Genomic DNA, 13,313 nt, shown 5'->3' on the forward strand with positions numbered 1-13,313 from the left:
GAGTATGTACTGATAGAACTTAGTGATTGGATGTTTGTTCTGGTATGATACTAGCCTTTTATAAAAGGCTAGGACAATGTGTGTGAACGTACAGTTTTGCATTGCTTGAGAACTCAAACGTTTGTACCGGAAGTTTATGTTGCTAAACAATCACATCCCGATTTTTAAACGCTATGTAGATTATGTGCGGATGATGCTTTGGGATTGGACGTTTTCTCTGCGGTGATGAGTGACCAGATTGAATATTGAAGCTCTAGATATGAATTTTAGAACACAAAAGACCCAAACTACGAGACTTCTGGATAGATATTTCTTCTCTTCTATCATTGCGGCCGAGGATACCTCAACTACAAGCAATAATCACTAATAGAATGAAAAACACCAGAATCGTATAGTGAGAAGTATATTAATATAAATCTAATGAGGGTATTCCAAATTAAAGAATATTTCATAAAGCATTATTAAGCGAAATGCTAATTTAAACAATCTTATCAGCTGTCTTTTTTGCATTTTCGGAATATATGGCGGTTAATGAGGTATTCACTGAAAATGCGAAATCTGCGATGATTTCTTCAATTAGACAACAGCTCATACTCTTTATTATAACTTATATATTATGTACTAAATTTAATATATAACTTTTGAAATATCCTAAGTATAATGAACACAAATATCTAGGCATGGTATTAAAAAATAGGAAAAGAAGGCATTACTCCATGCTTGCCTTCAAAAAAGTGTGAAGTTGGGAAATAAAAGCAACGGCGGGTCTATGGATCGACAGGCCAAGACTACTACTATAAGCATAGATCTTCACCTGTTGAGTAAACGAACTTCAAATAATTTAGAAGAGTGGGGAATCGTATGAGCAAAACTTTTGTGAATCCATTACTAGTGCATGGCGCGGATCCTTGGATGTATAAACACGTAGATGGAACCTATTATTTTATGGTTACAAGAAGGAATCGTCTAGACCTATGGAGATCAGACAATATTACGAATATCGCCAACGGTGACAAAAAAACAATCTGGATCCCGGAAGAGACCGGAATTAACAGTAATAATCTTTGGGCTCCAGAAATTCATTATATTAACAAAAAATGGTATGTATATTATACGGCGAATGATGGGGGCGGGGACAGTACTCGTAAAATATTTGTCCTTGAGAATGAGGAAGATGACCCTTTTGAAGGAACCTGGACGGATAAAGGATTTATTAATACAGAATATGCAGGCTTGGACGGTACGGTATTTGAACATATGGGCAGTCTTTTTTTCCTATATGCGGGATATGGCCATTTTCCGGAGTATGGGTCTGCGATTTATATGGCAAAAATGATCAATCCTTGGACATTAGAAGGAGAAAACGTCCTGCTAAGTGCACCAACGGACCCTTGGGAAATGCAAGGTGGTATGGCGATTAATGAGGGCCCTGTAATTTTGAAAAATAACGGGAAGATTTTTCTTGTGTTCTCGGCTAGCACTTGTTGGTCTGATGACTATTCACTAGGTTTGCTGACGTGCTCTGAACAGGATAATTTGATGAATCCAAAATCTTGGATAAAAACCGAAAGTCCAGTATTCCAAAAGAGCTTGGAAAACGAAGTGTTCGGGCCAGGACATAATAGTTTTGTTAAGTCACCTGATGGCAAGGAAGATTGGATAATCTACCACGCTATTTCAGTATCAGGCGCAGGAAGTGCGCATAGAAGTACTAGAGCACAAAAATTCGGATGGGATGAACAAGGTAATCCCGATTTCGGAATTCCGGTCCCAATCGATCAGCCAATTGATGTGCCTTCTGGCGAATAATGAAATCGACTCAAATTTAGATAGGGGAGAGATAAAATGATGCGTTTGGCGCTATTTGGAGATTTGCATTTTTTTGATAACAAATTTGTGCAAGGAAATGAAGAACTGTTAAGGGCTAAAGAATGTTTCTATGAAAAATATTTGCAAAAGCTATTCGAAATCGAGGCAGATTTACACATCTCCCTTGGCGACTTGACTCACATGGGAACGGAGGAAGAATTCGAAAACGTATATCAGTATATTCGTAGCTCCGGTGTATCGTTTCGACAAGTACTAGGGAATCACGATGCATATGAATTACCTAAAACAAAACTTCAATATTTGATTGATCAACCATTAAACGATGTATATGAAACAAGTGATGCCCTGTTCGTGTTTGTTGATTCGACTAGAGAAATGGACCCGCAAGATTATAGCGGTCATCTTAATCCGGAACAATTGGAATGGTTGGAGGCACAAATGCTCGTTTCTCCATCTAAGCCAATCTTGGTTTTTGCCCATCATCCCCTATATAACACGACAACTGGGTCACTGGATGAGAAGATGCATATTGATCCTACGATTGATATGCGAGCCGTATTACAAAAAAGACAAGGAAACTGTTTTTACTTCAACGGCCACAATCACGTACACTCCATTGTAAAGGAAGGGCAATGGAATTTTATTCAAACTGCTGCAGGGTTGTGTCATCCTTCCATACGCATCGTGGAAATCGATAAGTCTGAAGTTCGCACCCGAATTGTAGCCATCGAGGATGAAGAATTAGTAAGAGCTGCACAGGTTTTATATGAAAAATTACCTCTGTATCATCGGCCATTAAATGCATATGGGCAAAATGCGGATCGGGATCAAATCATGAAGTTTTAGTGGCACAAACTAAAAAGATYGCTCTGGAGTGGAGGCAAGGCAATGAATGATGCTCTGGCAGGCGCCGTGTCAGATATCGTACGTCATTTCGAACTATACTACGAACTTCGGCGGCCATGATACTGTTCGTGGGTGGAGCGGGTATCGGGTTAGGAGCCGGCTTCTATGGTTTCGTGCTTTTTGCTGTACTGACAAGCATGATGTTTGCAAGATTCGCCAACTATGTAGAGCGGCAGAGGTTTCAGAAAGTCTCTCGTATCGAACAACCGGCGGATTCGAATCTGACAGTTAAGAAATACTAGAATTTGCTTGCAGATTCTGCTGTTTACTTTATCAGCCGAATGCCTATTCATAAATTCATAATAGTGGAGGATAAGGCTATGAAAATCAGAGGTGTAGCGCATAGGGGTTATYCGGTGAGATTACCGGAAAATACATTATCTTCGTTTCAGGCTGCCATTGACTTGTCCTTTACCCACTTGGAGCTAGACGTCCATTTGTCTAAGGACGGTGTGCCCGTGCTGATGCACGATTTTGCCATTGACCGTATGACGGACGGGCAAGGTTTGATCCGCGATTATACGTTGGAGGAATTGAAAAGGTTCCGTGTGAAGGAAATAGAAACGATCCCGACGCTGGAGGAAGCGATGAAATTGCTCAAGGGCAACATTTCTGTGCTTATCGAATTAAAGCAAACCGGAGACCGGTATCCGGGACTGGAAGAATCGGTGCTGGATGTTGTTCGCCGTACGAATACATTGGACCAATCGCGGATTATCAGCTTCGACCATTTTTCCATAGCACGTACTAGAGAACTTGATCCTAATATTGAATTGGGAATGATTTGCGGTGGCAGTATGCCTTACGTTTTCCCGTTTATGAAGGAGATCCGCTGTACGTATCTTGGGGTGCAAAAACAATTTATGACGCTGAAATATGCGGAAATGATTGCGGAGCACGGCATTGAATCCGGCCCTTGGCCGATTGATACGATTGAGGATATGGAGTTAATCGCAAAAAAATATCCGACATCTCTGGTTACAACTGACAATCTGGAGCTTTGGGCGGATTTTTACCGCAAAAATCCCGAATTACATATCTCTTAATAAGTCATTTAGAAGTACATGAATAACATTTTAACTGTGTAAAGGATAACCTTTTTGATGAAGGTTGTCTTTTTTTTAGGCTTAATCACTTGCACACGCTCACACTTGGTTCACCTTCATTCTTAAAAATCCACAGCCATTAAGGCTGTGGATTTATAATTAATGTTGATTATTGAACAAGGGTTCCGTTCTTAGTAAATAGTTACCTCTTACCTCTGCAGTCCAATTTGCAAAGACCTCTCTCCATTGAACACTGTTAAAGAAATCGTCAACGGATTGGTTGTCGGAATCCCAATCAATAAATATGTTGAGAGGTGTGATTCCACCAGCCCAAACGCCATTATTGACGTCCGTTCCTTTCTCTCTAACTAATAATATTGGAATTCCGAATTGAAAAGCCATGGCAGGCTCGATTTGAGAGAAAGTCGATCCTTCCCAGAACGGAGTGCTCGATGGCGGCTGCCCCACATTGGATTGAAGAATTTCAACAAAAAATTTGCGGAAGTTGATCGTGAGCAACCCGTAGCTTGAAAAAACCAAGCGTCGTATATTCGTGAGGATGCTCTCTGGATATTGTTCGCTTACAGGCAATGTGCGGGGAAAGAGCAATGCATCTTCAATTTCCGCAATAAGACGATTCAGAAATTGTCCTTGCAGGTCATTTACTGAGTTTGTTGTACTCAAAAATATAGGAATTCGAAAAGCGCGATCTACGCATGCATCGATAGCCAATATTGTGCCCATTTGATTATCGGAGGGCTTAGAATTTGAGGAGGAGGTCCTTAAATTACCGCGGACGGGAGGAAGCTCTCTTACAATGCTTACGGGTGAAAGTTTTTTCATGGAAAATTGCTGTGCTTTATCCTTAGTTGTTTTTGTATTGCTCAATTCTCACATCTCCAATGCCAAAGAATCATGATATTCAGCGCTAGTCTATGCGCATTCGCCCATTTGTGTTACTAGACACTCACGAGGGGGAGAGGAGCTGGGATGACAGCGAAAAAAAATATTGACTCAAAAATGATTAGGTGCCATACTACATTTATGGCGAACGATAAAAATGTAATGATGGATAGTCAAGCTGTTCCTTCACTTGTCCAAACGAAACGTCAGATTGAGCGCTACGGGTTGAACGTCGATGCGCAAGCCGTACTTGTCGCGTCTAGGCTGATGGCCGCTGGAGCCAAGCTTGAACATGCCGCGGAAATTCATTTTTCCAGATTCGGTTTGTCCACAGGCCGGTATCGTTTATTAGCGGATCTTGAAGATCACCAGGGCGAAGAGCTGCCCTCGCAATTAGCGGAGCATCTAGGCGTAACGCGTGCTACCGTTACGGGGCTTATCGACAATCTTGAACGGGACGGTTACGTATCCCGCCGGACCAGTTCGGCGGATGGCCGTCAGAAGTCAGTCATCTTAACTGAGAATGGAGCGAGCAAGCTTCGCGACATGGCTTCAGAGCACTTCGAGAGACTGGAAGCGATGGTCCGCTTGCTTACGGTCGAGGAGCGCAGAGTATTTCTCGATTTGTTAGGCCGGGTGACGCAAGGCATGTCAGCATTGACCGACGAGCCGAGCGCATCCAAGGAAAATGGTAGCATAAAGAAAGGGTAAAACGGGCTAGTCATGCTAGCCCTTATTTACCGCCATATAGTTAGGCGCCTAATTATATGGCGATATAAACATTTGTAGCAAATTTTGGAAGAAAGGGGTGACAACATGAGCAATGTGAAGCATTCGCACAATACAGATCCTGCTTATAGCCTTGCAACGGAAGGTTCCGAATTGAAAGGTTTTGTGCTATGGCGCGAAGTACTGATGGCCTATGTTTCGCCCGCCGTCATGGCAGGCATCGGGGGACTGATCACAGGCGACAAGAGCCTTCAGATCGCTGCGTTAACCACAATTGGGGGAACGTCCGCACTGATTGCATGGCTATTGGGGCTTTGGCTGCGCAAACGGGGGAGAAGCATACGATGGGTTGTTGGACCGCCTCGTTTGCTAGTCGTTGTCATGTTCGCGATAATCTGCGCTTCGCTCGGCTTTTACGCCGCATGGGTGACGAACAAAGTGCCGGATACAGTTCGTTTGAGCGACTATTCGATTTGGTTTGATCGGATATGGATCGATTTTCCATTATCCGGCACGATTGCAAGCACGATCATAACATGGCGTTGGCGCAAGGCGTTGGAAAAAAAATGACACGTTAAACGGAGGAGATAGAAGATGATAGCGATTATTGGAGCAACAGGCACGATAGGGAGCGAACTTTTGAAACGTTTGGCCGATCTTGAGGTGCCCGCTCGGGCGCTCAGCAGGGAACCGGAGATGCTGCGCAACCGGCTCGGAGATGCAGGTAAATCCACGATCGAGGTGGCAGGGGCAGATGCCGCCGATCCCGAATCGCTTCGCCGCGCGTTTGCCGGAGTGAAGCAGCTCTTCATGACCATATCCAACAGCCCGAGACAGGTCGAGATGGAAATGACGATCATTCGCCTCGCCGCCGAAGCCGGCATCGAGCATATCGTCAAAATATCCAGTCCAGCCTTCGAGGAGCTCTCGCCCGTGGCAGTCGCCGGCTGGCATCGCGATATCGAGTCGTTTTTGGACGAGGCCGGTATGACTCGCACGGTATTGCGTCCCTATGCATTCATGCAAAACTTGCTGCGCCATGTTCCGACGATTACAGCTCAAGGTGCTTTCTTCGGCGTCATGGGCGATGCGCCTTGCAATTTCATCGATTGCCGGGATATAGCGGACGTTGCAGCAGAAGTTTTGACCAACCAGGAGGCAGCCGGTCGTATTTATACGCTTACCGGATCGGAGATCTACAGCTATCCGCAGATCGCGGATAAGCTATCCGCTTTGCTAGGCAAGACGATTCGCTACATAAACGTGGAGCCTCAAGTGATGCTTCGCAATCTGACTGAGCAAGGGCGCATGCCCCCTTGGCTCGCAAACCACGTTGTAGAAATTCAGACGATGTCTACGTTGGTGCCGGAAAGGCCAACGGACGATGTCACGCGTTTGCTCGGCAGACAGCCCCGAACGCTGGACGGGTATCTGCAAGAGAATGTGGATATATTTCGGTAGGCTTCTGTAAATAGAGCGTTCTCCAAACCAAACCGTCTGAACCGTCTGAACCGGCTGTCACAGCCTTCAGGCGGTTTTTGTGATTAAAGTTATTCCAGCGAAAGGTTCTGCTTGAAATAGGAAAACCTCTTACGCCACTCTATTGATGTAATCGATTCTGATAATATTATAAGGGCATCATTTATTGTCGAAGAAATATATGAGAGAATTATAAATACAACATTCTCGAAGTTTACATTAAAAACGACTTGATGCTAGGGAGCAGGTAGAGAGCAATGATAAATTTAAATAAATTAGCAGAGATCTTTGCTGCTGGTACCTATGAAATAGAAGATGTCTATCGTTTAGTCATCCAGCCGAAAAATATATTGCGTGAATTATTCGCTTTTTTATAAAATAGATAAGTTAGATGATGTAAATTGGACTCATGAATGCGACTCTCATTTCAGGCTTGAACCGGAAGCAAATCCAAGAGTGATAGAATTACAAATCATGCTTCATCAGAATGTTCATGCATCTGGAGGGATTGAAAAACTTCGTGTCAAGGAATTATTCTTAAGCATCTTACATCAAGTTCTAATTGGTTGCAGGAATCGAGAGAATGACTTCTTTAACAAATATACCGGATTCCGTCCAATTGACTATGTTTTTAATTATCGTATGGAAAGATCCAGTGACCTACTCAAAGCAGGCAATTTCTCCATCCACGATATTGCCGTTAGCGTAGGTTATACGAATCCTTTATATTTCAGCAGATTATTTTTAAAAAAATTTGGTGTGTCTCCATCCGCATACACACATAAATTAGATAATCATATATATTGATTTTCCGATTTAGATTAAGCAAGCAACTGATGGTGATGTGCTCCATGATCATTGGATTTTTGGATCTCCGATGAGCGAAACATCGATGCCAGGAATCTATGCAGCAGGAGATATTTTACACCATGATGGAAAGCTGCATCTCATTGCGGGGGCGTTCCAGGACGCTGCGAACGCAGTTAATAAAGCAAAGCAATACGTGACTCCGGATGCAAATGCGAATGGAATGGTATCCTCGCACAATGACTTGTTTAGGAAAAAAAACCGTGAACTGATGAAAAGCTTATATACGAAATAAAAGTCATTTTGCGGAGTGCATTTGGTTCTTAGTAAGTATTTGAGTGAGTAGGGGACGCGAACCTTCGCGTCCCCTTACTTTGTTCCATCCATGTTCCTATATTCGTATACAACCTTAATCATATGAATATATTCTGTAGTAAGAAATTGGATCGAGAATGAAGGAGGAAATGGGTAAATGGAGGTTTATTCATCTGGTTCTATTTTACTTACAAGCAACACAACAAGAATACAAATGGTTGACGGCTTTATCGCTTTTATCCGTGAAGTAAATGAACTTCTTCAAAAAGAAGTTGATCTGTCTCCTGCTAATCAATTAGTTACGAACATGATTAGGCGCCTTTCACTTCAATTACGTTCCCACTACTTACCGGAGGAGGTACAGGCCGTTCTTAGCAACGAATATATTCGAATGAACCAACGAAATTTGCAGGATAAGTTGTCAGAAGCCGAATTTTTAGTAGAGTTAGGCGATTCTCTTCACATTAGCAAATCAGAGGATTCCGTCTTGGATAACATTCGAAGGCTGTCTTACTGGAACATTTATATGGCCTTAGTTAGTGAGGAGCTGTCCACTCTTCGCCGGATTACTCGAGCGGATGGTCAGAAAGAGAAGTCGCGGATTGTCTTTGTTGGAAGTGGGCCGATGCCACTAAGTCCTATTATTTTGCATCTTATCGGGGATGTTGAGGTTCTCTGCCTAGAAATTGATCCTGTGGCCTATGATTCATCATGCTTTTTGCTCGAGCGTATGGGATTAGGGAATAAAGTGACTGTTGTATTGGAGAATGGATCAGATTTTGATTATAGCTCATATAGTAGAGTATTCGTGGCTAGTCTCGTTAGAGATAAGCTTGGGGTGCTGAATCAAATTAAACGTACATCCCCAGATTCTCTAGTAGCTGTTCGAACAGCTGAGGGAATGAAGCGAATCATGTATGAAGCGGTTGATGAATCGCAGTTAAAAAAGCAAGGTTGGCGGATTCTGACGCGAACTTGGCCTGAAGAAACGCTAGTCATTAATTCGACCTTGTTTCTTGAAAGTATGACTGCTCCTGCCATACCTGGTTGACATCGTATCGTGTACATAACGTCAAAGCAATCGACATTATTGGCGAAGATCTAGAGGATCTGATTTGCATGAGGAGTTTGGGATAAGTCGAGCAGTTTATACATTTTCACTTTTTTTAGTGCGAGCCACCCTTCCAGGTGGCTATTTTTATTGCTCATTTAGTGAACTATCTGCTAAAGGACACGCTTTAAATGGGGATGGTGGACAAGCTGATAAGATCAGCTCACATCATTCTCTGCCGCAGTTAAAGCGTAAGTAATTTCTACGATGAATTTACACAAAGACCAWATAGAATTAATTAAAGCATCGAAGTTCTTTTATATACTTTAATGGTTAGAAATAGCGAAATAAAAGGACTAGGTGGTAGATTTAATGTTAAAAAAACGTGATTTGCAGGAATGCCATTCACTGTATGACTTAATGATGGATCCTGCGGTTTTTCCTTACGTTCGTTATAATTGCCAATTATATGAACAATACTTATTCATAACCAAACAGTTGATCGTTGAAGAAGAACAGGAGACATGTATATCTAGAACAATAATAAATGAGAATGGACATCCCATTGGTACCATTGATCTATATGATATTGTTAATAAAACCGGCTTTTTAGCCACATGGATTGGAACTCCTTATTTTGGAAAAGGTTATAACCAACGAGCGAAGGAATCCTTTTTTACTGAACTATTCCTTGAGCATAATATCGAAACGGTATTTTTGAAAGTCCGTAAACAAAATATTCGATCGAGGAAGGCGATAGAAAAATTACCGTATGCCAAATTAGCAAATGATATAAACCATCAAATATATAAATCGATAAATAATGCGCAACAGATCTATGATTTGTATAAAGTGGAGCGGTTAGACTTTTTAGATTGCAATAAAATCATGCAACATGATATTGCTACGTAACAAACTATGCAAAAAACTGTCTTCAAGAAAGTTTTGGACCGTTTTTTGTATGACGAAAAGCTTCACTAAAAGCAACAAAAAGAACCTTCTAAGCGATTGCTGGAAGGTTTTTCTTCTGTGTATTTGTTTTATTTGACTAAACCGGCTCTGTACTTACTTTTATTGATATTAACAATATTTTATAGAACTGCATTCCCATGTGTTTTAAATGCATGTTCCCACTGGCAAGGTGTGATAATATAGTGTTATTTATGTTAGTACAAAGGTGGATTCAGCATGGTTGATTTTGAATGGTATAGAAGCTTTTGCACGATTTACAAGCATCAATCCGTTTCCGAAGCAGCAAAAACCCGCATGATGACGCAGCCGGCCATGAGTCAGCATTTAGCTGCCTTGGAAGCGGAGGTCGGAGAAACTTTATTTATTCGATCGACTAGAAAAATCACCCCGACAGAGCGGGGAAAGGAGTTGTATTCCCAGCTCGCTCCGCTCATTGAATCGTTAGAGAATACGACGATGAACTTTAAATCAACTTCTTTGCCTACGTTGAGCGTAATCAAGATTGGAGCGGCGCATGAGTTTTTTAGTGAAAAAATACTGCCGCAGCTTCCTAAATATAATGTTTGTACCATTTCACATTTTGGAACTGCTGAGCAATTGCTGGAGCTGCTGAAGGAAGACAAGCTAGACATCCTCATTATGTCCAAAAGGTTTCAAACGCCCGGTATCGAGTATTTGAAATTGATGGATGAGGAGTTTGTTATCGTTGCTCCAAGCGATTATGAAATTGTTGCATTCGATAATCTGAAGCTTGAAGAGCAATGGCTCTCAGAACAGAAATGGATCAGCTATGGCTTGGAACTGCCAATCATAAGAAGAATTTGGAGAGAGCATTTTAAGATGCGTCCTCAAATTAGACCTATTCATGTCATTCCTAATTTACATATGATCCTGAATGCTGTTGAGCTTGGAATGGGCTTGAGTGTCATCCCTACATATCTCTTGCAAGATTCGTTAAAAGCAGGGAAAACAAAAGTTATTTTTAAACATTTAAAAGTAAAAAACGAGCTATATCTCGCTTATCAGTTAAAGAATAAGCATTTGTCTCTAATCAATGAAATCATGTCAGTCATTAAGGAAAATACGAAGGATCATTCTGTTTAATTTATAAAAATAATTATAAATGAACAGTTATTTCGTAATTTGTTTTATATATGAACTGAGCCTTAAAATAAAGAAGCAGCAGAATAAAAAATAATGGAGGCTAAATATTATGTCAAAAGAAGTGCTGATCGTTGTTACGAACCATTCCGATATTCATGAAGGAAAAAAGACCGGCATATGGCTTTCAGAGTTCGCCGAAGCATATATGGAGTTTACGGCTCAAGGATATAAAGTAACGGTTGCAAGCCCGCTTGGAGGAATCGGCCCAATTGATCCTGGAAGTGTTGATGCTAACACTCCGCAAGAAATATTGAATGCACAGAAATATTTGGAGAACACTATAAAACTGGATGAAGTATCTGCTGAAGGGTTCGACGCTATATTTTTGCCTGGCGGTCATGGAACGATGTACGACCTACCGCATGACGAAAACCTGAAGAGGCTGCTGCGTGATTTTTATGAACAAGATAAAATTGTAGCTGCTGTATGTCACGGTCCTGCGGGGCTGGTTGGTGTAACTTTGACAAATGGACAACCGCTTGTAGCGGGTAAAAGAGTCAATGCATTTACAGATCGGGAGGAAGCCCAAACGACGCTGGACAAGCATCTGCCTTTCTTGCTGGAGAGCAAGCTTCGTGATCTAGGAGCAATATTCGTGGCAGCGCCGAACTGGTCTACTCATTACGAGGTGGACGGCAACCTCATTACTGGTCAAAACCCGCAATCTACGCTTGCTGTAACGAAAGCCGTTATTGAAAAGTTATCTTAATTTAAGTTATACAACATGATTGAGGAGGGATAGTTATGAAAGTGTTTGTTACAGGAGCTTCAGGCTATATTGGTGGATGGGTGGCCAAAGCTTTGCTTGATGCGGGGCATACCGTCTACGGTCTGGTTCGTAATCCCGATAAGGTGGAAGCATTAAGGGAAATCGGTATAGAGCCTATACTTGGAACGTTGGATGATACAGATACTCTAACGAAGTATGCCAAACTCAGCGACGCAGTTATTCATACGGCCGATTCTGATCATTTAGTGGCAGTTGAGACTTTTATTGCTGCGCTGCGCGGAAGCGGGAAACCATTTCTGCATACTTCGGGTTCGAGTGTGGTTGGGGATGATGCCCGCGGCGATACAGCGAGCGAACATATTTTTGACGAGGAAACGCCGTTTGTGCCTATGGATATTAGGGAAAATCGCGTAGCGATCAACAACCTCGTGCGCAGGGCTGGAATTGAGGATTGGGTGAGAGGCATCGTGATTGTCCCGTCTATGATCTATGGTGATGCATTAGCATTGCCTGTGGAAAGCGATCAATTGCCTCAAATTATTCGCAAGTCGCGTGAGCTGAAAGGTGGCGTTCACGTTGGTAAAGGCGTAAACCGCTGGTCCAATGTACACATCAAGGATTTGGTTCAGCTGTATGTGTTGGCACTTGAAAAAGCACCTTCCGCATCGTATTTCTTTGCCGAAAATGGGGAGGAATCGTACGGGGACATCGCCAAATCGGTCAGTGAGGCGCTAGGCTTTGGCGGCAAGACGATAAGCTGGTCCGCAGACGAGTCGATTGCAGAGATTGGGGATTGGGCGCGTTTTGCCATCGCTTCAAACAGCCGTGTACGTGCGGCTCACGCAAGAAATTTACTTGGCTGGGCCCCTAAGGAAGAATCACTGCTTAGCTGGATAAAAAACAATTTACAATAGTAAGTCAGTAGAGAATTTTAAGAGCATCAACAAGGGAGGAGCTCCCGTTAATCAGAGCACTTTCATCCAATCGAGGACAGAAGAAAAAGGTTAATGGGAGGGAATTGTTCCTTTGTTATTGGATTTAAAGCTGGGAGCGGGGAATGGAAAATATTCTTTTGCACTCTTTTGGATTGTAAGCCGCCTTTTTAGGTGGCTTTTTCTTTTTGAAAAACATAAAATTCCGCGCAACCGCTGTTTAGTAGGGTCAAATAGTATTGAAAAACCAAAAAAAACCAAAATCAATATTGACACGGTTCAACATCATGCTATAATCAATCCTGTGAGTGATAATCGTAATCATTACATTTAAAACAATGTTATATCGTAATTATTACACTTTATAGCTTGGGAAACTCTACACATTAAAGGAATACCAATAAAAAATCGGAGGGTTGAGGGTAGTTGTGATGAAACAGGAAATAGAT

General features: G+C 42.2%; 15 protein-coding genes and 1 pseudogene. 15 read left to right on the forward strand and 1 reads right to left on the reverse strand.

Annotation, left to right across the window (positions count from 1 at the left end):
• Positions 1-861 precede the first annotated feature (861 nt).
• The 4 genes from AC1DSE_RS18520 to AC1DSE_RS18535 all read left to right on the forward strand — a co-directional run bounded on the left by AC1DSE_RS18520 (position 862) and on the right by AC1DSE_RS18535 (position 3,782).
• The gene (locus tag AC1DSE_RS18520; protein ID WP_477509796.1) at positions 862-1,809 is read left to right on the forward strand and encodes a glycoside hydrolase family 43 protein; all 948 of its coding nucleotides are present in this window, start codon (positions 862-864) and stop codon (positions 1,807-1,809) included.
• 36 nt (positions 1,810-1,845) lie between these two features.
• Entirely contained in the window at positions 1,846-2,676 is an 831-nt protein-coding gene (locus AC1DSE_RS18525) for a metallophosphoesterase family protein (RefSeq protein ID WP_477509795.1), read from the forward strand.
• Between the two features lie 116 nt (positions 2,677-2,792).
• Positions 2,793-2,978, forward strand: a complete 186-nt coding sequence (locus AC1DSE_RS18530) for a hypothetical protein (protein WP_477509794.1) — start codon at positions 2,793-2,795, stop codon at positions 2,976-2,978.
• Between the two features lie 78 nt (positions 2,979-3,056).
• The gene (locus AC1DSE_RS18535) at positions 3,057-3,782 is read left to right on the forward strand and encodes a glycerophosphodiester phosphodiesterase (RefSeq protein WP_477528011.1); all 726 of its coding nucleotides are present in this window, start codon (positions 3,057-3,059) and stop codon (positions 3,780-3,782) included.
• 159 nt (positions 3,783-3,941) lie between these two features.
• On the opposite strand, the gene AC1DSE_RS18540 is transcribed toward AC1DSE_RS18535, so the two are convergent.
• Positions 3,942-4,526, reverse strand: coding sequence for a hypothetical protein (locus AC1DSE_RS18540; RefSeq protein ID WP_477509835.1), 585 nt, complete (start codon positions 4,524-4,526; stop codon positions 3,942-3,944).
• A gap of 300 nt (positions 4,527-4,826) precedes the next feature.
• On the opposite strand from AC1DSE_RS18540, the gene AC1DSE_RS18545 reads away from it, so the two are divergent.
• The 11 genes and pseudogenes from AC1DSE_RS18545 to AC1DSE_RS18595 all read left to right on the forward strand — a co-directional run bounded on the left by AC1DSE_RS18545 (position 4,827) and on the right by AC1DSE_RS18595 (position 13,198).
• Positions 4,827-5,396, forward strand: a complete 570-nt coding sequence (locus AC1DSE_RS18545; protein ID WP_477509834.1) for a MarR family winged helix-turn-helix transcriptional regulator — start codon at positions 4,827-4,829, stop codon at positions 5,394-5,396.
• A 105-nt stretch (positions 5,397-5,501) separates the two neighbouring features.
• Positions 5,502-5,984, forward strand: a complete 483-nt coding sequence (locus AC1DSE_RS18550; RefSeq protein WP_477509792.1) for a hypothetical protein — start codon at positions 5,502-5,504, stop codon at positions 5,982-5,984.
• Between the two features lie 24 nt (positions 5,985-6,008).
• A complete protein-coding gene (locus tag AC1DSE_RS18555; protein WP_477509791.1) occupies positions 6,009-6,875 on the forward strand; it encodes an SDR family oxidoreductase in 867 nt (288 codons plus the stop codon).
• 660 nt (positions 6,876-7,535) lie between these two features.
• Positions 7,536-7,700, forward strand: coding sequence for an AraC family transcriptional regulator (locus AC1DSE_RS18560; protein WP_477528012.1), 165 nt, complete (start codon positions 7,536-7,538; stop codon positions 7,698-7,700).
• A 61-nt stretch (positions 7,701-7,761) separates the two neighbouring features.
• A pseudogene (locus tag AC1DSE_RS18565) lies at positions 7,762-7,995 on the forward strand (thioredoxin reductase); the annotation flags it as partial.
• A gap of 177 nt (positions 7,996-8,172) precedes the next feature.
• The gene (locus AC1DSE_RS18570) at positions 8,173-9,066 is read left to right on the forward strand and encodes a nicotianamine synthase family protein (RefSeq protein WP_477509790.1); all 894 of its coding nucleotides are present in this window, start codon (positions 8,173-8,175) and stop codon (positions 9,064-9,066) included.
• A 372-nt stretch (positions 9,067-9,438) separates the two neighbouring features.
• Positions 9,439-9,978: a GNAT family N-acetyltransferase gene (locus AC1DSE_RS18575; protein WP_441883974.1), complete on the forward strand. Its 540-nt coding sequence runs from the start codon at positions 9,439-9,441 to the stop codon at positions 9,976-9,978.
• 276 nt (positions 9,979-10,254) lie between these two features.
• On the forward strand, positions 10,255-11,142 hold the full coding sequence (locus AC1DSE_RS18580; RefSeq protein ID WP_477509789.1) for a LysR family transcriptional regulator: 888 nt from the start codon (positions 10,255-10,257) through the stop codon (positions 11,140-11,142).
• Positions 11,143-11,251: 109 nt separating this feature from the next.
• Positions 11,252-11,911, forward strand: a complete 660-nt coding sequence (locus tag AC1DSE_RS18585) for a type 1 glutamine amidotransferase domain-containing protein (RefSeq protein ID WP_477509788.1) — start codon at positions 11,252-11,254, stop codon at positions 11,909-11,911.
• Positions 11,912-11,946: 35 nt separating this feature from the next.
• Positions 11,947-12,846 (forward strand): NAD-dependent epimerase/dehydratase family protein, encoded by a 900-nt coding sequence (locus tag AC1DSE_RS18590; RefSeq protein ID WP_477509787.1) that lies wholly within the window; start codon positions 11,947-11,949, stop codon positions 12,844-12,846.
• Between the two features lie 112 nt (positions 12,847-12,958).
• Positions 12,959-13,198, forward strand: coding sequence for a hypothetical protein (locus AC1DSE_RS18595; protein ID WP_477509786.1), 240 nt, complete (start codon positions 12,959-12,961; stop codon positions 13,196-13,198).
• The last annotated feature ends 115 nt before the right edge of the window (positions 13,199-13,313 follow it).

The sequence above is a fragment of the Paenibacillus sp. 01L418 genome (assembly GCF_056400045.1).

Coding starts and splice junctions, on each gene's coding strand:
- AC1DSE_RS18540 (WP_477509835.1), bottom strand. CDS start 4,526: ATGGGCACAATATTGGCTATCGATGCATGCGTAGATCGCGCTTTTCGA.
- AC1DSE_RS18555 (WP_477509791.1), top strand. CDS start 6,009: ATGATAGCGATTATTGGAGCAACAGGCACGATAGGGAGCGAACTTTTG.
- AC1DSE_RS18525 (WP_477509795.1), top strand. CDS start 1,846: ATGATGCGTTTGGCGCTATTTGGAGATTTGCATTTTTTTGATAACAAA.
- AC1DSE_RS18575 (WP_441883974.1), top strand. CDS start 9,439: ATGTTAAAAAAACGTGATTTGCAGGAATGCCATTCACTGTATGACTTA.
- AC1DSE_RS18580 (WP_477509789.1), top strand. CDS start 10,255: ATGGTTGATTTTGAATGGTATAGAAGCTTTTGCACGATTTACAAGCAT.
- AC1DSE_RS18570 (WP_477509790.1), top strand. CDS start 8,173: ATGGAGGTTTATTCATCTGGTTCTATTTTACTTACAAGCAACACAACA.
- AC1DSE_RS18590 (WP_477509787.1), top strand. CDS start 11,947: ATGAAAGTGTTTGTTACAGGAGCTTCAGGCTATATTGGTGGATGGGTG.
- AC1DSE_RS18585 (WP_477509788.1), top strand. CDS start 11,252: ATGTCAAAAGAAGTGCTGATCGTTGTTACGAACCATTCCGATATTCAT.
- AC1DSE_RS18550 (WP_477509792.1), top strand. CDS start 5,502: ATGAGCAATGTGAAGCATTCGCACAATACAGATCCTGCTTATAGCCTT.
- AC1DSE_RS18530 (WP_477509794.1), top strand. CDS start 2,793: ATGATACTGTTCGTGGGTGGAGCGGGTATCGGGTTAGGAGCCGGCTTC.
- AC1DSE_RS18560 (WP_477528012.1), top strand. CDS start 7,536: ATGGAAAGATCCAGTGACCTACTCAAAGCAGGCAATTTCTCCATCCAC.
- AC1DSE_RS18520 (WP_477509796.1), top strand. CDS start 862: ATGAGCAAAACTTTTGTGAATCCATTACTAGTGCATGGCGCGGATCCT.
- AC1DSE_RS18545 (WP_477509834.1), top strand. CDS start 4,827: ATGGCGAACGATAAAAATGTAATGATGGATAGTCAAGCTGTTCCTTCA.